Genomic DNA, 20,242 nt, shown 5'->3' with positions numbered 1-20,242 from the left:
CCCCGGGGTTGGCCCCGTCAGCGCACCAGCTTCCGGATGACGATGCCCACGGTCAGGGTCGTGAAGAGCAGCCCGCCGCCGGTGCAGCCCACGGCGAGCGCCGTCCAGGCGTGCGTCTTCAGCTCGGACGGGGCACCCACACCGACGTTCAGCCACAGGGCGCAGGCCAGGACGAGCGCCCTCCCCGCAGCCACCAGGTCGAGGACACCACCGTCCTGCGGGTCCCGAGCGGCACCGGAGAGGTGCAGGGCAACGGCCGTGGACAGCATCGCCGCGCCCAGGGTCCGCGCCGGGTTCCGCGCTCTCACACCCCACCCGAGGACGCCGCCGAGCAGCGCCCGGCCCGCGAGACGCCGGAGCAGGGGCCTCTCGGCCGCCTCCCGCTGCCGGGTGAAGTAGTACAGCTGGTCCCCCTCCGACATGCGCCGGCGCCCGGTCAGTGTCGAACGCACGGCCTCCAGTGCCCCGGGGCTCACCCGGGTGAACACCCGGTCGAGGAAACCCGTGACGTGCTCGTCGTTCCGGAAGACCGCGTCGCCGAGGTCCACCTCCTGGACACTGCTCGTGCCGGCCAGCCGGTACCGGGCCGGACCGACGGGCACCGCGAGCGCCCGGACCGAGCTGTCCGCAAGCTCCACCACCACCGGAGCCACCTCGTCGGCGCTGGCGGCGAGGCTGGAGATGATGGACGACCGGAAGACCAGCTCCGCGGCGGCGCCGGGGGCCGGCGCGGTGTCCGGCGCCGTATGCCGGCGCTGTGCGGGCACGGCCTCCGCATGGCGCAGACCCCGGACCACCACCGGGCCCCGGACCTCGCTGTCGAGCAGCGCACTGGCCTCGCCGGGCACCACCATGCCGTTGATGCGCAGACCGTCCCGGCAACGCACCCCCGTCCCGCGGAAGGGCGTGTCCACGCGGACCCGCCGCAGGAGCAGCGCAGCGACGTCGACCTCGTCGAGGGTGAGGGACGCCAGCCACAGGTCGTCGAGGGTGATGGTTTCGGTGACGTGCAGGTTCTCCAGGGACACCTGGGGCCGGCGCTGCCGCCCCACGGCGGCCTGGCTGCGCAGAGCCAGCGTGGCCGCCCGCAGTCGTTTGAGCTGGACCGGCCCCCGCATCGCCGAGATCTGCACCGAGTCGGACACGCGCACGCCCTCGAAGCGCGTCGGCCCGCAGGAGTGGACGTCGAGGGCTTCCAGCGCCGTCTCGCTCACGTCGACCTCGGTGTTGCGCGGGGTGTTGCGCACGACGAGCCGGCCGATCCTGGAGTTGCTCACGAGCAGGGCGTCGGCGGTGCAGTGGTCGACGACCAGCTCCTCGATGACGCACGATCGCAGGGTGATGGCCCCGGCCACGTTCACCCGGTGCAGGGCCAGCCTGCCTGCGGTGAGCGAATCGAGTACCAGGGGGTCGTCGATGTCCTTCTGTCTGATCGTCAGGTCCCGTTCGCGGCCTGTCGACGCGTCCGGGTCCGCCGCACGTGCCAGCGCGTCGAGCGTGCTGATCGTCGCCATGTGTGTCCCCTCCCCACCGTGATGCACGGACCGCCGCGCGACGTCATGCCCGCCGTCTCACCGTTCGGCGGTCGCGGCCTGACCGAGGAAGGCGGTCAGGGTCGCGGCCCGGTTCCGCTCCCCCTGGTGGTGCGCGTGGGCCCGGGCGATGATCTCGGCGGTCCGGTCCGGGTCCGTGTGGTCGGTGCGCAGCAGGAGATCGAACGGCTCCTCACCGTCCTGCACCGTGCCCAGATCGGCCAGCGCCTCGTCCCAGGCGGCGAGCCGGTCGGCGGTGTCCCGGTCGCCCCGGCCTCGGGACCGCTGCTCGCACACGTCGCGGGGCACCCACAGGAGCACGCACAGCCATGGTTCCCGGACGGCGGCGGTGAAGCTGCGCAGGTGCTCGACGCTGCCGATGTGCACGATCGGGATGCGGCCCGCCCCGGTCATGGCGTCCAGGTCGTCTCGGTCGATCGCGTACGTGTTGCCGTACCTCCGGGTCTCCAGCACCAGCCGACCGGCGGCGCGCAGGGCCGCCAGCTCATCGGCGTCGGCCATGCGATAGCCGGTGGTGCGCCCGGATCCCACCTTGATCTTGGTCAGCTGCCCGTATCGCGTGTCCAGGCCGGTCAGCGCGGCGCTGACCGTGTCCTTGCCTGCCGTCGGAGGTCCGAAGAGGACGACCCCTCGGGGGCTCCCGTCACGCTGGGCGTTCACTTTCGCGTTCACGTTCACGCCTGCCCCTCGCCGTATCGACGGGACAGGATCATGGCCACCGATTCCACCTGCTCGGCGAGGGGTGTCATCGCGGTGATCCGGTTGTCGACGAGGTGGAACTCCCCGACGGGGCGCCGCTCCAGGGAGATCGACCCGAGGTACTGGCGCCAGTTCGCGAGCTTCCACGTGTCCCGTGCCGCGTTGCGCGAGGTGAGCCGCTCGCGCATCGACGACGCGTCGCTGTCCACCCACACCACCTCCAGGCCGGCGTCCAGGCGCGAGCAGTGGCGACGTGTCCGGGCGGCCCACTGATCGTCGACGACCTCGGCGAGGAAGGGTGCTACGGCGACCACCGGCACCCCGCACTCGAGGTTCTCCCAGCACGCCTTCATCAGGGACTCGTACTCCAACGGACGCACGTTCTCGGCGTAGACGCTGCTGTGCCGGTCATCGGGGTCGCCGTTGAGATGGGACAGCAGCGACTCCGTGAGCGGCCTCGTCAGTGTGTCCTTGTCCAGCAGCGGCCAGCCCGTCGCCTGCGACATCATCTTCCCCGCCTCGGATTTGCCGGATCCGGCATATCCGGCGACGAGGACGAGCGCGAGCCCGTGCTCGTGTTCCTCCGAACCGATACTCAACGATGCTCCCCCGGGGCGTGACGCGAGCCTTCCATCCTCGGCACTCTAGCGCCAACTGATCAACATCGCGCCGGAGTTCGATATCCGTGGACAGGCAGTGGACAGGCACGGCCGACGCCGGGCAGCGGACCCGTCCCGCGGCTGAGTCAGGGCTCCCCCAGGGGCCATACGTAGGGGCCCTGGGGGTCGTCCAGCCAGGACCACTGGCCCTCCGCGCTGACCGAGACGCCGAAGCGTTCGCGGGACGGGCGGTCCTCGCGGCGCCAGAGGTCCAGGGCCTCGCGGGGGTGCAGGACGCCCGCGGTCAGGACCAGCATGAACTGGAAGCGCTCGTTCTCCACCAGCTCGTACGGGAGGCCGTACTCCGCGGTGGCCGGGTCGGGCGGGGGTGCGGCCGTGGCGCCGCGCAGCGGGACGAAGTACGCCGGGGTGTGCAGGAAGTTGCCCTCGGCGAAATCGGCGTCCCGGACGGTCAGTGCGATCAGGCCGGTCGACAGCGGGGCCAGGATCCGGGCCCCCGGCCGGCACTGGGCCGGCCAGGCGTGCGGGATCAGCGGCAGGGTGCAGGTCACCATGATCCGGTCGAACGGCGCCCGGGCGGGGCAGCCGCGCGCGCCGTCGCCGGTGATCACCGCGGGGTGGTAGCCGAGCTCGGCCAGGTGCGACCGCGCGGACTCGGTGATCTCCTCGTCCAGGTCGACGGTGGTGACGTGCTCGTCGCCGAGGCGGTGGCACAGCAGGGCCGCGTTGTAGCCGGTGCCCGCGCCGATCTCCAGTACGTCGTCGCCGTCGCGCACGTCCAGCGCGGCCAGCATCTTCGCCATCAGGGAGGGCTGGCTGCTGGAGGAGACCAGCCGGCCGTCGCGCAGCCGGGTCGCCAGCGGGGTGTCGACGTAGACCCCGCGCAGCCAGCGGGCGCGGTGTTCGGGGTCGGGGTCCTCGGCCCACAGCCGCTCGTGACCGGCGCCGCGGCCGGTCCAGAAGTACGGGACGAACACGTGCCGGGGGACGGCGGCGAACGCCGCCCGCCAGCGTGGGTCCTCCAGCACCCCGGCGGCGGTCAGCTCCCGCACCTGGGCGGCGTGCGCGGTGTCCCGCAGGTCCCGTGCCTCGATGCGTGCGGTGTGTGCGGCCATGCCTCCACTGTCCTGCGCCCGGGCGCAGCGTGCGAGTGCGAGGGGTCCTAGGACCGGGGTCCTGGTTCCGGGCGTCTGAGACGATGGTCGGGTGAATGAGATTCCGCGGGGCGCACTTCAGGAGCAGACGTTCTACGAGCAGGTGGGCGGCGAGGAGACCTTCCGTCGCCTCGTCCGGCGTTTCTACCAGGGGGTCGCGCAGGACCCGCTGCTGCGCCCGATGTACCCGGAGGAGGACCTGGGTCCCGCCGAGGAGCGGTTCGCGCTGTTCCTGATGCAGTACTGGGGCGGTCCGACCACCTACAGCCAGCACCGCGGGCACCCGCGCCTGCGGATGCGGCACGCACCGTTCCAGGTGGACGCGGCCGCCCACGACGCGTGGCTGAGCCATATGCGGGTCGCGGTGGACGAGCTGGGCCTGGCGCCGGAGCACGAGGCGCAGCTGTGGAAGTACCTGACGTACGCCGCCGCGTCGATGATCAATACGGCGGGATAGGGACCCTCCGGCCGGTCGGACCGGTCGGGAGTGGTCGGAGTGGTCAGACCGGCCGGACCTGGAGGGCGCCCAGGCCGCCCGTGACGCCGGGGCGGCGCATGGCGACGGAGCCGTACGGGGTGCGCAGCCTGAGCCAGGTCCCGGCGGCGAGCAGCGCCACCGGGGCGGGGACGGGGGCGCCGGGGCCGCCCGGTGCGGGAGCGGGAGCGGGCACAGAGGCCCGTACCGGCCGCAGGAAGCCCAGGGACTGCGCGGCGTGCACGGCGCGCAGCGGGAGTTCGGTGTCGCCCAGCGTGCGGGACCAGATCTCGCGGCCGATGCGGTCGCGCTCCGAGCGGGTCCGGTGCTGCACGGGCAGGGCCTCGTCACGGGCCCGGAACTCGGCGACGGCGGCAGCCACGGCCGCCCCCATCGCCTCGGGGCCGGGCAGCCCCGGGACCTGCCGCCAGCCGCCGCGGGGCGGGAGCACCCCGGCCCAGGGCGGTCCGGTGACCGGCCCGGGCACGGCGGCCTCGGCCGCGGACTCGTCGACGGACTCCAGCAGCTCCCCGGCGGACACCGTCAGGTCCAGCGGCGTCGCGACGGGCGCGGCGAGCCGCACCGTCCGGATGGCGAGGATGTCGAAGGACGGCGGCCGCCCGAAGACGGCGAGCGCGCCGCCACCCGCCTGGAGGCGGACGGCGGCGGCGCGGTCGTAGTGCACCAGCCGGCCCAGGAAGGCGGCGAGGTCCGCCGCCTCCCCGGAATCGGCGAAGCGCAACCGGTCGTTCATGCCGCGAGGGATCCGGTCGCGGAGCCGGATCCGGAAGACGACGCGGCCGCTGACGCGGACACGGCCTCGGACGCGGCCTCGGGCTCGTCGAGGTACTCCTGGAGGAAGCGCCTCTCCTCGGCCGTGATGCGGCGGGGCCGCCCGGCGGCGAGGTTGTAGGGCACGACCACGGTCTCGGCGCGCACGTAGACCGTCTCGGGCGCGTCCTCGGTCGCCTCGTCCTTGACCTCGTAGCGGATGGTCAGGGACGCGGCGCCTATCCGGGTCACCCAGGACTCGATGAGGACCGGCTCGTGGCGGTGCACGAGGGGCAGCTTGTAGTCGATCTCGTGACGGGCCACGACGGACCCGCCCGTGAAGGACTCACTGCCCTCCCCCGGCGCGAGGCGGAACATGAAGTCGATCCGCGCCTCCTCCAGGTAGCGGAGGAAGACGACGTTGTTGACGTGCCCGAAGGCATCCATGTCCGCCCAGCGCAGGGGGCACCGGTAGTGGTGTCTGGCCATGACGGCGACCTCAGCCTCGGGTGAGCTTCTTGTAGGTGGCACGGTGCGGACGGGCCGCGTCCGGGCCCAGCCGCTCGATCTTGTTCTTCTCGTACGACTCGAAGTTGCCCTCGAACCAGTACCACTTGGAGTCGCCCTCGTACGCCAGGATGTGCGTGGCGACCCGGTCCAGGAACCAGCGGTCGTGGGAGATGACCACGGCCGCACCGGGGAACTCCAGCAGCGCGTTCTCGAGCGAGGACAGGGTCTCGACGTCGAGGTCGTTGGTGGGCTCGTCGAGGAGGAGCAGGTTGCCGCCCTCCTTGAGGGTCAGCGCCAGGTTGAGGCGGTTGCGCTCACCACCGGACAGGACGCCGGCCGGCTTCTGCTGGTCCGGGCCCTTGAAGCCGAAGGCGCTGACGTAGGCGCGGGACGGCATCTCGACCTGGCCCACGTTGATGTAGTCCAGCTCGTCCGACACGACCGCCCAGAGGGTCTTCTTGGGGTCGATGTTGGCGCGGGACTGGTCGACGTAGCTGATCTTGACGGTCTCGCCGACCTTGACGGAGCCGGAGTCCGGCGCCTCCAGGCCCTGGATCATCTTGAAGAGCGTGGTCTTGCCGGCGCCGTTCGGGCCGATGATGCCGACGATTCCGTTGCGCGGCAGCGTGAAGGACAGGTCATCGATGAGGACCTTGTCGCCGAACGCCTTGGAGAGGTTGTTGACCTCGACCACGATCGAGCCCAGACGCGGGCCCGGCGGGATCTGGATCTCCTCGAAGTCCAGCTTCCGCATCTTGTCCGCCTCGGCGGCCATCTCCTCGTAGCGGGCGAGGCGGGCCTTGGACTTGGTCTGGCGGCCCTTGGCGTTGGAGCGGACCCACTCCAGCTCTTCCTTGAGGCGCTTCTGGCGCTTCTCGTCCTTGCGGCCCTCGACCTTGAGGCGGGTGGCCTTCTTCTCCAGGTAGGTGGAGTAGTTGCCCTCGTAGGGGTGCGCGCGGCCGCGGTCGAGCTCGAGGATCCACTCGGCGACGTTGTTCAGGAAGTAGCGGTCGTGGGTGACGGCCACGACGGCGCCCTTGTACTGGGAGAGGTGCTGCTCCAGCCAGTTCACGGACTCGGCGTCGAGGTGGTTGGTGGGCTCGTCGAGGAGGAGCAGGTCCGGGGCCTCGATGAGCAGCTTGCAGAGCGCCACGCGGCGCTTCTCGCCACCGGAGAGGGTGGTGACCGGCCAGTCGCCGGGCGGGCAGCCCAGGGCGTCCATGGCCTGCTCCAGCTGAGCGTCCAGGTCCCACGCGTTGGCGTGGTCCAGGTCCTCCTGGAGCTTGCCCATCTCGTCCATGAGCGCGTCGGTGTACTCGACGCCCATCAGCTCGGCGACCTCGTTGAAGCGCTTGAGCTTCTTCATGACGTCGGCGGCGCCGTCCTGGACGTTCTCCAGGACCGTCTTCGACTCGTCGAGCTTGGGCTCCTGCATGAGGATGCCGACGGTGTAGCCGGGCGACAGGAAGGCGTCACCGTTGGACGGCTGCTCCAGGCCCGCCATGATCTTCAGAACGGTGGACTTACCGGCGCCGTTGGGGCCGACCACACCGATCTTCGCGCCGGGCAGGAAGTTCAAGGAGACGTCATCAAGAATCACCTTGTCGCCGTGCGCCTTGCGCGTCTTGCGCATGGTGTAGATGAACTCAGCCAAGAGAAACCGTCCGGCAGATCGATGGTGGGCAGATACACCCCATCTTGCCGTACGTCCATACCCGCGGGCGAATGGGTAGGTCAGGACCCCGTGACCTGGGAGGCGTACCGCAGGGGGCGGTGAGCGGGGCGGTCGCCGGTCAGCGGTCTTCGGTCAGCGAGGGACGGTCGTCGGGGGGGCGGTCGTCGGTCAGCGGGGGCGGTAGACGGTCAGGGCGTCGGGGAGCTCGTCGAGGACGAGGGCGGTCGGGGCCTCCGCGTACTCGCCGTCATAGGCGAGCGGGGTGCCGGCGGGGATGTCTCCGATGCGCAGGCTGCGCAGGCGGGTGGCCACGTGGACCGGGGAGCGGCTCAGCGGCCCCGTGAAGGCGGCGGCCAGGAGCCGCGGGCCGGGACGGCCGCCGCCGTAGACGAGCCGCAGGTCCAGCAGGCCCTCGCCGAGGTTGTCGCGGCGGCGGGGGGTGGGGCCGGTGCCGTGGTAGGTGCCGTTTCCGGCGAAGAGCAGCCACACGCTCCGGGGCCGCCCGGCCAGCCGCAGCCGCACGGGCCGCTGGGCGCGCAGCACCCGCCAGGCCGCCAGCAGTGCGGCCGGGCCGCCGCCGATGCGCGGGGCCCAGCGCAGCCGGTGACCGAGCAGTTCCGGATACGCGCCGATGCTGAAGTTGTTCAGGAAGTAGCCGGGCTCTCCGCCGGGCCCCGGGGAGAAACGGCCGACGCCGACGCGAACGGCCTGGCCCTGGGCCACGGCCTCGCAGGTCGCCTGCGCTCCGGCGAGGCCGAGGTCCATCGCGAAGTGGTTGAGGGTGCCCCCGGGGAACACGGCCAGTGGCACCCCGGCGCGCAGTGCGGCGGTGGCGGCCGCGTTGATCGTGCCGTCGCCGCCGCAGATCCCGAGCACGGCGGCCCGCGAGGCCGCCTTCGCGAGGGTGGCGGTCAGCTCCGAGGCCTCGCACTCGATCACCTCGGCCTCGGGGAGGCGGGCGCGCACCGCGTCGAGGCCCGCGGCCGAGGCCGTCCCCGACGCGCTGTTGACCACCACGGTGAGGCCGGCCCCGTCGGGCAGGGCCGGGGCCCCGGCGGCCGGCCGCTCGTCGCCGGGCACGACCCGGGCCTCCTGCGCGTCCCGCGCGAGGCGGCGTACGACGAGGCCCGCGACCACCCCCAGGGATGCGCCCGCGAGTACGTCGGAGGGGTAGTGGACCCCGGTGTAGACGCGGGAGAACGCCACGGACGCGGCGACCGGGGCCAGCACGGCCCCCAAGCCGGGGGACGCCAGCGCCACGCCGGTGGCGAAGGCGAAGGCCGATGCCGAGTGCCCGGACGGGAAGGAGGTGGTCTGCGGCTGCGTGGCCAGCTGCCGGGTCAGGGGCACGCCCTCCAGCAGCGGCCGCGGACGGCGTACGGACCATTTGCCGACGGTGTTGATGGTCGCGGAGGCCAGTGCCAGCGAGGCGACCCCGCGCACGGCGGCTTTGCGGGCACCGTTGGAGCCGAAGACTGCGATCGCGGCGGCGGCCCCGCCCCACAGCACCCCGTGGTTCGCGGCCCGCCCGAGCCGCGGCAGCACCCGGTCGGCCCCGGGCCAGTGCCGCTGGGCCACCGCGTCGAACAGCCGGCGGTCCCATCGCGCGAGGGTGCCGGACCAGGTCAGTTGATCAGCCATCCTGTGCCCCTACCCCGGGCCGCGGATCCGAACCGGGGCCGACGGCCACTCGGCCCAGCCGGAGCACGGGCCCACGGCCGCGGCGCGCCGGGGCGCGGGCCACCGCGGCCCAGCCGGAGCGGCCCAGCCGCCCGGGCCGCGCGGGCCCGGTCCGACCGGCCGGCGCGGCACGGCGTCTCTACGCCTGGTCCTCCTCGTCCTGCGGGCGCTTGCGGAGCAGCAGCACCACCAGCCCGCCCAGGACCACCAGGCCCACCGCCAGGGAGGCGATGACGGGGGTGGCCGCCGAGCTGCCGCTGGTCGCCAGCCGCTCCTCGTCGGGGGAGGTCGTCGGGAGGGCCCCGGACTGCGCGCCCATGGCTTCGACCGTCGAGCCGGAGCCGGCTTCCCCGGCCGTGCCTTCGGCCGCGCCCGGGGTGGTGCCGACCGCGGTCGCCGGGGGCTGCGGCCAGAGCGCCGTGGCGGTGGCGGCGGCCGCGGACTCGCTGGAGCCAGCCACGATCTGCGCCTGCATCGGCAGCTCGCCGGTGAAGACCCGTCCGACCGGCACCTTGGTCGCGCCCTGGACGGTGACCGAGGCCGTCCCGTCCGGGGTGCCCGCGGGCACCTCGAAGTACAGCCGGCTCCCGTTGACCGCGGTGGTCAGCGGCTGCCCCTCGGCGTCCACCACCCGCACCCCCATCGCGACGGCCGCCGCGTCCGGGATCACCGACACGCTCCGCGCACCGGTGCGCACGGTCACCGGGCCGAGCCGGGTGCCCACCGCCCCGGACACGTCCCCCGGGTCCAGCCCGAGCGAGGCCGGGGGCTCCGGGAGCTGCCCCGCCGCCCGCTGCAGATAGTCGGCCAGCTTCTCGGCCGCCGGGTCCGTGGCCTCCACGTTCACCCCGTCCGCCAGCCGCCAGATCGCCACCTGCGTGCCGGCGGCCGCGCTCTCGGCGGTGAGGGATCCGGCCCCGGCCGCCTTGGCGAGGTCGGCCAGATCGTTCAGCTGCGGGTAGGAGTGTTCGAGGACCCAGCGGATCCGGCCCGCCTCCCGGTTCCCGGCGAGCGGGCTGCGGCCCCAGCCGCTCTCGGTGTACCGGGACTGCGGCTGGGCGTTGCCCGTCACGCCGACCCCGTACGTCTGGAGCATTCCGCCGCCATCGACCCGCATCTCGTAGAGCCCGGCCGGGATCTGCCGGACCGATCCGTCCCCGGAGCGCAGGACTGCCTGCCCGTACGTCTTCAGCCCGTCCAGCACGGCGCTCGCACCCTCGGGCGGTCTGGGCGCGCCCTGGCCGGAGTCGGCGGCCGCCCGCGCTCCGGGTGCGGCGGTGAGGGCCGCGGCCAGCAGGGCCGCCGCGAGCGGCCGGCGCGCGGAGCCCCGTACCGCCGCGGGAGATTCGGGAGAAGGAGGGGGAGGACAGGCGGAAGCAGGGGCAGGAGCGGCCGCAGGCGCAGGAGTCGGCGCAGGCGCAGGAATCGGCGCAGGAATCTGCGTAGCCGTCGGCGCAGGCGCAGGAGCGGAATCAGGAGCGGAGGATGCGGGAACGGCAATCGACACAGTCTTCCCCTTCGGGCCAAAGACCCTGGTGCCCGTGAGTACCGGGGAATCCTATCGGCCTCGAACACTCAGACCACCGCCGCGTTCTGAGTGGCCATCAGTGGTGTCTCCGTCCGGACCACGCGCCGGAAGGCGGCCGTACCGCGGTTCAGGTCGTGTCCGATGGCCGTGGCGTCGATGTCCGCCGAGAACCACCGGTTGCCCTCCCCGTCGGGCGGGTCCTCCCGCACGCGCAGCCGCCCGTGCACCACCAGCGGTTCGCCGACCGATACGGATCCGGCGAGGTTCACCGCGAGCGTCCGCCGCGCCCACACCGTGTAGAAGCTGGTGCTCCCGTCGATCCAGGCGTCCTTGCGGCGGTCGAAGTACCTCGGCGTGACCGCGAAGCGGAATCGCGCCGCCGGGCCGTGCGCCGTCTCCTTGTAGTCGATCTGCGTGGCGACATAGCCCACCAGCGTCACCTGGGTGTCGTTCATCCCGGCCGCCCTCCCCCGTGGTTCCCCGCCCGTACGGTCATCCGTACGAGCCTTCGCACGGACCATCCGTACGAGCTACGAACCATGCTGGGGCAGGCCGCCGTCCCCCCGCTCCGGCCTGTGGACTACTGGCGGGTTGTGGACAACTTGCTCCCCCCTGCGGCCACCGTGGCGTACTGCTCCCGCACCTCCCGGTAGCGCAGCAGCTCCGCCGCCACCGGTTCCAGCACCCGGGCCCGCCCGCATCCGGCCGCCGCCTGCCGCAGTCTGCGCTCCGCGTCCTGGCCGTAGCGCCGCGCCGGGCCCCGGGCAGCGATCGAGCAGGACCACTCCACGAGCGGCCCGCCGATGATGCCCGCCACCATCAGCAGCACGGGCGGCAGCAGCTTCGGCTCCAGGACCCCGACGATCTGGCCGACCAGCCACAGCCCGCCGTAGATCTGCAGCAGGGTCATGGCCGCCTGCGCCAGTACGGCCGCCGGCCACCACCTGGGGCGCGGCGGTCTGGCGCTCGGCACCGCGACCGCCGCGCCGAGGGTCACCGCGATCTCGTCCAGTGCCTCCGGGAGCCGGTCGGCGCCGCGCACCGCGGTTTCCCGGACCGCCTGCGCCCACGGCTCGGGCAGCCCGGAGACGGCCTCGTCGGCGACCGCCCGTACGGCCTGCTCCACCCGCTGGCGCGCCGTCACCTCCTCCTCGACCGGGGCCTCCGCGACCGCCGGGCTGCGGCCGCCGATCGCCGCCAGGGCGGCCAGCCCCGCCAGGGTGCGCGGCGCGCGGCGGCTTTCGTACCAGCGCCACAGCCGCAGCCACGGCGTCCCGCACGCCTTCCCGGCGTTGCGCCGCCACGCGCGCTCGGCGGCGAGCCCGGCCGCGTACGCCCCGACCGCCTCGGCGAGCCGGTCCTCGAACTCGGCGCGCGCCGCCTCCCCGATCTCCGGCCCGGCGTGTCCGTCGGCCACGTACAACGGGCGCAGGCGTGCGGCCGCGCGGTCGACGTCGGCGGAGATCCGCCGGGTGGCCGCGCCCTTCTCCTGGGTGAACTGTCCGAGCAGTTCGCGCAGTTCCCAGACGCCCTCCCCGGTGAGCGCGGACAGTCCGAGGACGGTGGCGCCGGGCTCGCCGTGCTCGCCGAGCGCGATCCCGTCGTCGTCGAGGAGCCGGCGCAGGTCGTCCAGTACGAGGTCGGCGGCCTCCCCGGGCAGCCGGTCGACCTGGTTCAGGACGACGAAGGTGACCTCCGCGTGCCCGGCGAGCGGTCGCAGGTACCGCTCGTGCAGGACGGCGTCCGCGTACTTCTCCGGGTCCACCACCCACACCACGGCGTCGACCAGCGCCAGTACGCGGTCCACGTGGTCGCGGTGCGCGCCGACCGCCGAGTCCAGGTCTGGCAGGTCGACGAGGACCATGCCGCGCAGCGCCTCCGCCTCCGAGGTCTCGCGGGGGCGGCGCCGCAGCCGGCCCGGGATCTCCAGCCGGTCCAGCAGTCCGGCTGCTCCGTCCGACCAGCTGCACGCGATGGGGGCGGCGGTGGTCGGGCGGCGCAGGCCCATTTCGGAGATCTGCACACCGGCGAGTGAATTGAACAGAGTGGACTTGCCACTTCCGGTGGCTCCGGCGATGGCGACGACCGTGTGCTGGGGCGACAGCCCGCGACGCGACGCCGCCTCGTCCAGGACCCGCCCCGCCTCGGCGAGGGTCTTTCCGTCGAGCCTGGTCCGGGACAGACCGACCAGTTGGCGCAGTGCGTCGAGGCGCAGCCGCAGGGCCTGTCCCTCGGGGCTGAGCGGGGGCGCGGTCGACTTGCCGCCGTCGCTGCCGGCGCCGGAGACGGCCCGGACGAGGGCGTCGTCGTTCTCGTCGGCCTCGTCCTCCTCCTCGCTCCCGTCGACGGCCCGGGGGCGCGAGCGCGCGATGAGTCCGTCGTCCCAGCGGTCGTCGGTGCGGTCGGTCAGGGCGGTCACCGCGTCACCTCTCCTTCTGCAGTACGGACAGCGCGGCAATCAGCTCGGCCTGTGGTTCCGGGGTCACTTCGAGCGCCTCCAGCGGGGCGAGCCGGCGGTCGCGTTCGGCGCGCAGCACTTGGTCGAGGTGGTCGCCGACCAGCTCGCCGCCCCGGTCGCGCAGTCGCAGGGCGGCCTGCGCGCCGATCCGTTCGGCGAGCTTCTCCCCCGCGGGCCGGGCCCGTTTGCCGCCGAGGAGGGCGGCGACGAGGAGGGCGGCGACCCCGTCGGCGTCGGGTGCGGGCTGCTTGTCGAGCTTGGCCACCTCCTCCTCGGCGAGTTCCTCCAGGACGCGCCGCCACCGGCGGACGGCCATGCCGATGCGTTCGCCGGCCTCCCGGTCGGGCGCGGGCAGCGCGACCGCGCCGGCGGCCGGTTCGCGCCGCCAGGCTTCGGCGATCCGCTCGTCGGCGGCGGCGACGGCGCACTGGAGGAGCGCGGCGAGGGATTCGGCGAGCGAATCCAGCAGTTCGTCGGCGCTCGTGTCGAGCGGGTAGCCGCGCCACCGGGTCAGTGCGTCCCCGGCCAGTACGGCGCCGTGGTCGAGCCGGTTGCGGACCCGCTTGCCCTCCCGCTTGTACGCGTCCTCGACGGCCGAGGTCAGCCGTACGGCGGCGGCGTGCTGGGCGGCGACGGCGGAGGCGAGCTCCGGCATCCGGCGCTTCAGCGAGTCCAGCGCGCCGAGTGCGGTGCGCCCGACGGCGTACTGCCGGGCGGCCGGATCCTGCGCGTGGTGGGCGAGCCAGGCGAACAGCGGGGCTACGGCACTGGCCGGCAGCAGCCCGCCCCCGCCGGCGGACTCGGGCAGTTCGGGAACGGTGAACCGCGGTACGTCGCCCAGCCCGGCCTTGGTCAGCAGGGCCCCGTACTGCCGCGAGACCTCGGTGAGCACCTGGTGCGGGACCCGGTCGAGGACGGTGACGAGGGTGGCCCGGTACTGCTTCGCGGTGCGCAGCAGGTGCCAAGGGACGGCATCGGCGTACCGCGAGGCGGTGGTGACCATCACCCAGACGTCGGCGGCGCAGATGAGTTCGGCGGCCAGGGTCCGGTTCTCGACCACGAGGGAGTCGATGTCGGGCGCGTCGAGGATGGCCAGGCCGCGCGGCAGGCTGGAAACGGTCTCGATCCGCATCTCGCGGGTCGCGTGGGTGTTGGCCGGGCCGCGATCGCGGACCCGGGGCTTGGCGGCGGGGGGCACCTCTTCTTCCTCGTGCGGCACCCAGACCCGCATCAGGTCGGGCAGTACACGCATTCCGGCGAACCAGTGGTGGTCATCCGGATGGCAGACGAGCACCGGGGTGCGGGTGGTCGGGCGCAGTACCCCGGCTTCGCTGACCTGTCGGCCGACGAGGGAGTTGACGAGGGTTGACTTACCGGCCCCGGTGGACCCGCCGACGACGGCGAGCATCGGCGCCTCGGGCGCCTTCAGCCGGGGTACGAGGTAGTCGTCGAGCTGCGCGAGCAGCTCGGCTCTGGTCTGGCGGGCGCGCGGAGCGCCGGGCAGGGGCAGCGGCAGACGCACGGACGCGACCCGGTCGCGCAGGGCGGACAGGGCATCGAGCAGCTGAGGCCGAACATCCAAGGTCACCACATGCGAAGAATGCCCAATTTGGGACCATTTTTGAAGCTTATACGTCCTCTGCGCGCCGACGGCGACTCCAGTGGGACATTCTGGGCACGACGGACGAGTGGGGCGCAGGCATAACGAGTGCACAACACCAGGGGCGTCGCGGCGCAAAAGCGATGCGAGAATCGCACCTGCCTGCGATTATCGGGACCGCTTCACCGAACCTCCACATCGTGGCCCGCGAGTGAAGCAACCGGGACAAGGCAACCGGAGCCCTATCCTTGACCCGGCACGGACCTCAGCCCCACCCCCACCAGGGGCTCCAGGCCCACCAAGGCCACTTTTCGGCCCCCGTAGCTCAGCGGATAGAGCAGGTGCCTTCTAAGCACTTGGCCGCAGGTTCGAGTCCTGCCGGGGGCACTCTTCCCGTCCCACTCGAAGCCCTCCCTCGCGGAGGGCTTTCGTGCAGGTCGGAGCAGCTTAGGGAGCGCCTCGTAGTGGCGCGGTAAGGGCTGGTCCGCGCGCGGACGGCATCCGGGGACAGGCCGCGGGCGTCCGGCGTCGGTCCGGTCCTGTGCGGCCGGGTCCGGGGTCCCTGCCAGCCGTCGCCCGTAACGCCGATTCGTTCGGGACCACTTGGGGTGCGGGTCGGCGTGCGCGGAGCCGGCGGTGGGGTGGATTGCGGCACCGCGGCGTCCATCTCGTACTGATCCAGGGCGGGTTCGACCGGTTCTTCGGCCGGGTCGTACGGCTTCGACAGTGGCCGGCGATCGGTGTCAGCAGGCCGTCAGTGGCTCGTCAGGGGGCGGTCGCATGGTTCTCCCGTCCACCAGGACCAGGACCGGATACGCGCACCCCGAGGAGAGACCTGACATGAGCGACAACGGCAACGGCATGCGGCGGGACGAGCTGGCCGCCTTCGTCGAGGCGACCGCCGAGGAGTTCGGTATCCCCGGGGTGGCCGTCGGGGTGCTGTGGGACGGTCAGGAGGTCAGCGCCGCGTACGGGGTGACCAACCTCGAACACCCGCAGCCGGTCGACGAGAACACCCTCTTCCACCTCGCGTCGGTGACCAAGGTCTTCACCGCCACCGCGCTGATGCGTCTCGTCGCGGAGGGCCGGGTGGAGCTGGCCGCGCCGGTCCGCCGCTACGTTCCCGAGCTGCGGCTCGCCGACGGGGCGGCGGCGGAGCGGATCACCGTCCTGAACCTGCTCAACCACACCGCGGGCCTCGACTGGAATTTCGTCTTCAGCGGCGACGAGGCCGACACCCTGGCCGGCTTCGTGGCCCACCTGCCCGAGCTGCCGCTGATCGCCCCGCCCGGTTCCCGCGCCTCCTACAGCCAGGCCGGATACAACCTGGCCGGCCGGATCATCGAGACCGTCACCGGCCTCCCCTTCGAGAAGGCCATGGACCGGCTGCTGCTGGAACCGGCCGGGCTGACGAACACCTTCTTCGACCTCGACGAGGTCATGGTCCGGCGGTTCGCCGTCGGTCACACCCCCGACGACCGGCGCGAGGAACTGCGGCCCGCCCGCCCGTGGGCCTCCTGGCGGGCGGGTGCGCGCGGCAACCACCCCGGCGGCGGTATCGCCTCCTGCGTGAGCGACCTGCTGCGGTGGTCCCGATTCCAGCTCGGCACGGGCGAGGGCGTACTGCCGGCCGAGGCCCTGCGGCGCATGACGGAGCGGACGGTCGAGCTGCCCGCCAGCACGCTCGGCGACGGGCTCGGCATCGGCTGGTTCCTGCGCGAGGTGGACGGTGTCCGCACCATCGGGCAGGGCGGCTCGGGCAACGGCCAGTTCGCCGAACTGCTGATCGCGCCGGAGCAGAGGTTCGCGGTGGTCTCGCTGGCCAATGCCGGCCCGCACGGCCACCTCTTCAACCAGGCCGTCGTGCGCTGGGCCCTGGAGCGCTGCCTCGGGGCCGTGGAGCAGGACCCGGAGCCGGTCGCGTACGACGGGGCGCGGGCGCGCGAGGTCGAGGGCCGGTACGCGAACGACGCCATGAACCTCGACATCGCCGACGACGGCGCCCGCCTCACGCTGGCGGTGGGGATCAAGCCGGAGATCCGCGGGGCCTCGGACGTGGACATGCCCGCCGACCACCCGCCGGCCGCCATCGGCTTCCTGTCCGCGACCGGCGACGAGTACGTCATCACCGAGGGCGGGCTGAAGGCGCAGCGCGGCCTGTTCCACCGCGACGCGCGGGGCGCGGTCGTGGGCGTCGACCTCGCCGGCCGGCTCTTCGGGCGGGCCGCCGTCACGTCCTGACCGACTTGCGGGAAGGCCGGGGATGCGGTTGCGTCGAAGGAGGTGGGTACGTGGTTTCCGTCTCCCCTGGTTTGGGGGTGAGCCAGCGTGCTGTTCACCCATCGCGCGGATGCCGGCGAGCGGCTCGCCGAGGCGCTCAGGCACCTGGCGGGGGACGATCCCGTCGTACTGGGCCTGCCCCGCGGCGGCGTCCCGGTCGCCTACCGGGTGGCCCGCGCGCTCGGCGCCCCGCTCGATGTGATCGTCGTACGCAAGCTCGGAGTCCCCCACCACCGTGAGCTGGGCTTCGGCGCCATCGGCGAGGGCGGCGTACGCGTCATCAGCGAGGACATCGTCCGCAGCAGCCGGCTCCGCCCGGAGGACCTCGCGGAGGTCGAACGCGCCGAGGAGGCGGAGCTCGCCCGGCAGGCCCGCCGGTTCCGCGGGGACCGGCCCCGGGTGCCCCTCGACGGCCGGACCGTGATCGTCGTGGACGACGGGATCGCGACCGGCGCCACGGCCGCGGCCGCGTGCGAGGTCGTCCGGGCGCAGGGCGCGGCGCACGTGGTGCTGGCCGTTCCGGTGGCGCCGCCGGACGCGGTCACCCGGCTGGGATCCGCCGCCGACGAGGTCGTGTGCCTCTCCACACCGCATGCCTTCCGCGCCGTCGGCGAGTGGTACCAGGACTTCTCCCAGACCTCCGACGAGGAGGTCGTCTTCCTGCTGGCGCGGGCGGCGGCCGATCCCGGCGCCCGCACGTCCGTCCGGGCCGCGGCGGTCGAGGTGGACGCCGGCGGCCTCACCCTGCCCGGGGACCTCGCCCTGCCGGAGGGCGCCGGGGCGGTCGTGGTGTTCGCCCACGGCTCCGGCAGCAGCCGCCACAGCCCGCGCAACCGGTCGGTGGCGGCGGACCTCAACCGGGCGGGCCTCGGGACGCTGCTCCTCGACCTGCTCACGCCCGCCGAGGGGGCCGGCCGGGGCCATGTCTTCGACATCGAGACGCTGGCCGGGCGGCTCGCGGACGCCACCGCCTGGGTGCGCGGCCGGGTGTCCGTGCCGGTCGGCTGGTTCGGGGCGAGCACCGGAGCCGCCGCGGCGCTGTGGGCCGCGGCCGCGGACCCGGACGTCGGCGCCGTGGTGTCCCGCGGCGGCCGCCCCGACCTCGCCGGCCCGCGGCTCGCCGCCGTACGGGCCCCCACGCTGCTGATCGTGGGCGGCCGGGACACGACGGTCCTCGACCTCAACCGACAAGCCCAGCGCGAGCTGCGCTGCGAGAACCGGCTCGAGGTCGTTCCGGGGGCCACGCACCTCTTCGACGAGCCGGGCGCGCTGGAGGAGGTGGCCCGCCTGGCCCGCGACTGGTTCACCGGCCACCTGACGCGTGACCCATGACCGGTGACCGGTGACGCGCGCCCCGTGACCAGTGACCAGTGACCAGTGGGGGCGTAGCGGTGGCGCGGCAGCGGTGCGGCGCGCGACCATGAGGAGATGGAGCAGGCGAGGGATCAGGCGCCTGTGCAGGTCCCGTCCCGGGAGCAGGAACGGGAGCCGCTGCGGGAGCCGGTACCGGAGCAGGTGCGCGAGCAGGTACGGGAGCAGGTGCGGGAGGTCAGCGCCCCGGGCCGCATCGCGGCGCCCGATGAGGACATCAGCCCCGAGGAGCTGGCGCTCGCGGCCCGCAACCACGGACTTCCCCTGGAAGCCCTGCGCTACGAGGTCACACCGCCCGGCCTCCACTACGTCCTGGTCCACTACGACATACCCGCCGCCGACGCCGCCCGCTGGTCCCTCTCCGTCGGCGGCCGGGTCCGTACGCCGCTGGCGCTGGACCTGGCCGCCCTGCGCGCCCTCCCGGCGGTCACCCACCGCGTCACGATGGAGTGCGCGGGCAACGGCCGGGCCCGGCTCACCCCCCGGCCGGTCAGCCAGCCGTGGCTGGTCGAGGCGGTGGGCACCGCCGACTGGACGGGTGTCCCGCTGCGTGTCGTACTCGCCGGGGCCGGAGTGCGGCCGGACGCCGTCGAGGCCGTGTTCACCGGCGCCGATCACGGGATCGAACGCGGCGTCGAGCAGGACTACCGGCGCAGTCTGCCGGTGGCGGACGCCACCGGGCAGGATCCGGAAGTGCTGATCGCGTACGCCATGAACGGCGCGCCCCTGCCCCCGCAGCACGGGTTCCCGCTGCGGCTGGTCGTCCCCGGCTGGTACGGCATGGCACACGTGAAATGGCTGCGCGAGATCACCCTCGTCGACGCGCCGTTCACCGGTTTCCAGCAGACCGTGGCCTACCGGTACCGGCGCTCCGTCGACGATCCCGACGACCCGGGCGAGCCGGTCACCCGGATCGCGCCGCGCGCCCTGATGGTCCCGCCGGGCTTCCCCGACTTCATGACCCGCACCCGCGTCGTGCACCCGGGCCCGGTACCGCTGGAGGGGCGGGCCTGGTCCGGCCACGGGGCCGTGGCCCGGGTGGAGGTGAGCGCCGACGGGGGCCGCTCCTGGGCCCGGGCCGAGGTCGCGCCGCAGGCGCACCGGTGGGCGTGGCAGGCCTGGTCCTGTGTCTGGCGGGCCGCACCGGGCCGCCACACGCTGACCGTCCGCGCCACCGACACCGAGGGCCGTACGCAGCCGCTCGAACAGCCGTGGAACCGGGGCGGCTTCGGCAACAACATGGTCCAGCACGTCCCGGTCCTGTGCTGCTGAGGCTGAGCGGGTCCTGCCGACCCCCTAGGAAATTCCGAGCAGCCGCACCGCTTGGTAGTAGGTCAGTGCGGTGCCCTCGCACGAGATCCTGCGGCTGCCCGAGTAGCGTGCGCAGACCCGCTTCAGGTCCGCGTGGAACGCCAGGTCCAGCCGTTCCTTGGCGGCCGGAAACAGCCCTGCCGCACGGTGGTTGCGGTAGCCGAAGTCGTGGCGCGCGCAGGCGTCCGCGAAGGGGAAGCCGAAGGGGTTGTCGGGGGACGAGGTGCACTGGTCCGTCGACCAGTCGAAGGCGTACGCGGCCCAGGCCGCCCGGTGCTCGCGCGCCTCGGCCCACGCGTGGTAGCTGGCGGCGCCGGTCTGCGTCCAGCGGCTCAGCACCTGCGGCTTGTCGGCCGGGACCTGCGGTGCGGCCCAGGCGGCCGGGGCAAGGGCGAGCAGCGCGGTGGCGGTGGCGGTGGCGAGAGCGGGGACGAGGCGGCGACGGCGCATGGGGTTCCTCGGTGCCTGGGCGGGGGCGGACGGGTCACACCTCGGCCAACTGCTCCGGGCAGCCTGCGGTTACTGCGCTTCGTTCGCTGCGCGCCGGCCGCCGCATT

17 protein-coding genes and 1 tRNA gene are annotated in these 20,242 nt (G+C 73.5%); 5 read left to right on the top strand and 13 right to left on the bottom strand.

The window, feature by feature from the left end:
* Nucleotides 1–17: 17 nt before the first annotated feature.
* The 4 genes from B6R96_RS23075 to B6R96_RS23060 all read right to left on the bottom strand — a co-directional run bounded on the left by B6R96_RS23075 (nt 18) and on the right by B6R96_RS23060 (nt 3,987).
* A complete protein-coding gene (locus B6R96_RS23075; RefSeq protein ID WP_081523527.1) occupies nt 18–1,514 on the bottom strand; it encodes a hypothetical protein in 1,497 nt (498 codons plus the stop codon).
* Nucleotides 1,515–1,571: 57 nt separating this feature from the next.
* Entirely contained in the window at nt 1,572–2,225 is a 654-nt protein-coding gene (locus B6R96_RS37320; protein WP_159396357.1) for a guanylate kinase, read from the bottom strand.
* Between the two features lie 2 nt (nt 2,226–2,227).
* Nucleotides 2,228–2,851, bottom strand: a complete 624-nt coding sequence (locus tag B6R96_RS23065; RefSeq protein WP_081523525.1) for an AAA family ATPase — start codon at nt 2,849–2,851, stop codon at nt 2,228–2,230.
* A gap of 146 nt (nt 2,852–2,997) precedes the next feature.
* Nucleotides 2,998–3,987 carry a methyltransferase domain-containing protein gene (locus B6R96_RS23060; protein ID WP_081523524.1) on the bottom strand — a complete coding sequence of 330 codons (990 nt, stop codon included), beginning with the start codon at nt 3,985–3,987 and terminating at the stop codon, nt 2,998–3,000.
* Nucleotides 3,988–4,078: 91 nt separating this feature from the next.
* On the opposite strand from B6R96_RS23060, the gene B6R96_RS23055 reads away from it, so the two are divergent.
* Nucleotides 4,079–4,483: a globin gene (locus B6R96_RS23055; protein WP_030384741.1), complete on the top strand. Its 405-nt coding sequence runs from the start codon at nt 4,079–4,081 to the stop codon at nt 4,481–4,483.
* Between the two features lie 43 nt (nt 4,484–4,526).
* On the opposite strand, the gene B6R96_RS23050 is transcribed toward B6R96_RS23055, so the two are convergent.
* The 8 genes from B6R96_RS23050 to B6R96_RS23015 form a co-directional block, all read right to left on the bottom strand.
* Entirely contained in the window at nt 4,527–5,255 is a 729-nt protein-coding gene (locus tag B6R96_RS23050) for a hypothetical protein (RefSeq protein WP_030384742.1), read from the bottom strand.
* Nucleotides 5,252–5,761: an acyl-CoA thioesterase gene (locus tag B6R96_RS23045; RefSeq protein WP_079404957.1), complete on the bottom strand. Its 510-nt coding sequence runs from the start codon at nt 5,759–5,761 to the stop codon at nt 5,252–5,254. Before B6R96_RS23045 ends, B6R96_RS23050 begins: the two co-directional genes overlap by 4 nt.
* A 10-nt stretch (nt 5,762–5,771) precedes the next feature.
* Nucleotides 5,772–7,436, bottom strand: coding sequence for an energy-dependent translational throttle protein EttA (gene ettA / locus B6R96_RS23040; protein WP_030384744.1), 1,665 nt, complete (start codon nt 7,434–7,436; stop codon nt 5,772–5,774).
* A gap of 189 nt (nt 7,437–7,625) precedes the next feature.
* Nucleotides 7,626–9,098, bottom strand: coding sequence for a bifunctional phosphatase PAP2/diacylglycerol kinase family protein (locus B6R96_RS23035; RefSeq protein WP_053704074.1), 1,473 nt, complete (start codon nt 9,096–9,098; stop codon nt 7,626–7,628).
* Between the two features lie 178 nt (nt 9,099–9,276).
* The gene (locus B6R96_RS23030; protein ID WP_237291497.1) at nt 9,277–10,341 is read right to left on the bottom strand and encodes a thioester domain-containing protein; all 1,065 of its coding nucleotides are present in this window, start codon (nt 10,339–10,341) and stop codon (nt 9,277–9,279) included.
* A 371-nt stretch (nt 10,342–10,712) separates the two neighbouring features.
* Nucleotides 10,713–11,120 carry a single-stranded DNA-binding protein gene (locus B6R96_RS23025; protein WP_081523522.1) on the bottom strand — a complete coding sequence of 136 codons (408 nt, stop codon included), beginning with the start codon at nt 11,118–11,120 and terminating at the stop codon, nt 10,713–10,715.
* A 125-nt stretch (nt 11,121–11,245) separates the two neighbouring features.
* Nucleotides 11,246–13,084: a GTPase gene (locus B6R96_RS23020; protein WP_081523521.1), complete on the bottom strand. Its 1,839-nt coding sequence runs from the start codon at nt 13,082–13,084 to the stop codon at nt 11,246–11,248.
* Nucleotides 13,085–13,088: 4 nt separating this feature from the next.
* Complete coding sequence (locus B6R96_RS23015; RefSeq protein ID WP_030384749.1) at nt 13,089–14,705, bottom strand: dynamin family protein; 1,617 nt, start codon at nt 14,703–14,705, stop codon at nt 13,089–13,091.
* A 332-nt stretch (nt 14,706–15,037) separates the two neighbouring features.
* On the opposite strand from B6R96_RS23015, the gene B6R96_RS23010 reads away from it, so the two are divergent.
* From B6R96_RS23010 to B6R96_RS22995, 4 genes are all read left to right on the top strand, one after another.
* Nucleotides 15,038–15,110, top strand: a tRNA-Arg gene (locus B6R96_RS23010).
* Nucleotides 15,111–15,563: 453 nt separating this feature from the next.
* Entirely contained in the window at nt 15,564–16,964 is a 1,401-nt protein-coding gene (locus B6R96_RS23005) for a serine hydrolase domain-containing protein (RefSeq protein WP_237291496.1), read from the top strand.
* Between the two features lie 87 nt (nt 16,965–17,051).
* Nucleotides 17,052–18,335, top strand: a complete 1,284-nt coding sequence (locus B6R96_RS23000; protein WP_081523520.1) for a phosphoribosyltransferase family protein — start codon at nt 17,052–17,054, stop codon at nt 18,333–18,335.
* 96 nt (nt 18,336–18,431) lie between these two features.
* A complete protein-coding gene (locus B6R96_RS22995) occupies nt 18,432–19,646 on the top strand; it encodes a sulfite oxidase (protein ID WP_081523519.1) in 1,215 nt (404 codons plus the stop codon).
* Nucleotides 19,647–19,670: 24 nt separating this feature from the next.
* Here the strand turns inward: B6R96_RS22995 and B6R96_RS22990 are convergent, their stop codons facing one another.
* Nucleotides 19,671–20,135, bottom strand: coding sequence for a phospholipase (locus B6R96_RS22990; protein WP_053704054.1), 465 nt, complete (start codon nt 20,133–20,135; stop codon nt 19,671–19,673).
* Nucleotides 20,136–20,242 lie beyond the last annotated feature (107 nt).

The organism is Streptomyces sp. Sge12, from assembly GCF_002080455.1.
Taxonomy (GTDB): Bacteria; Actinomycetota; Actinomycetes; order Streptomycetales; family Streptomycetaceae; genus Streptomyces.
This window is presented reverse-complemented; position numbering and strand designations above follow the sequence as displayed.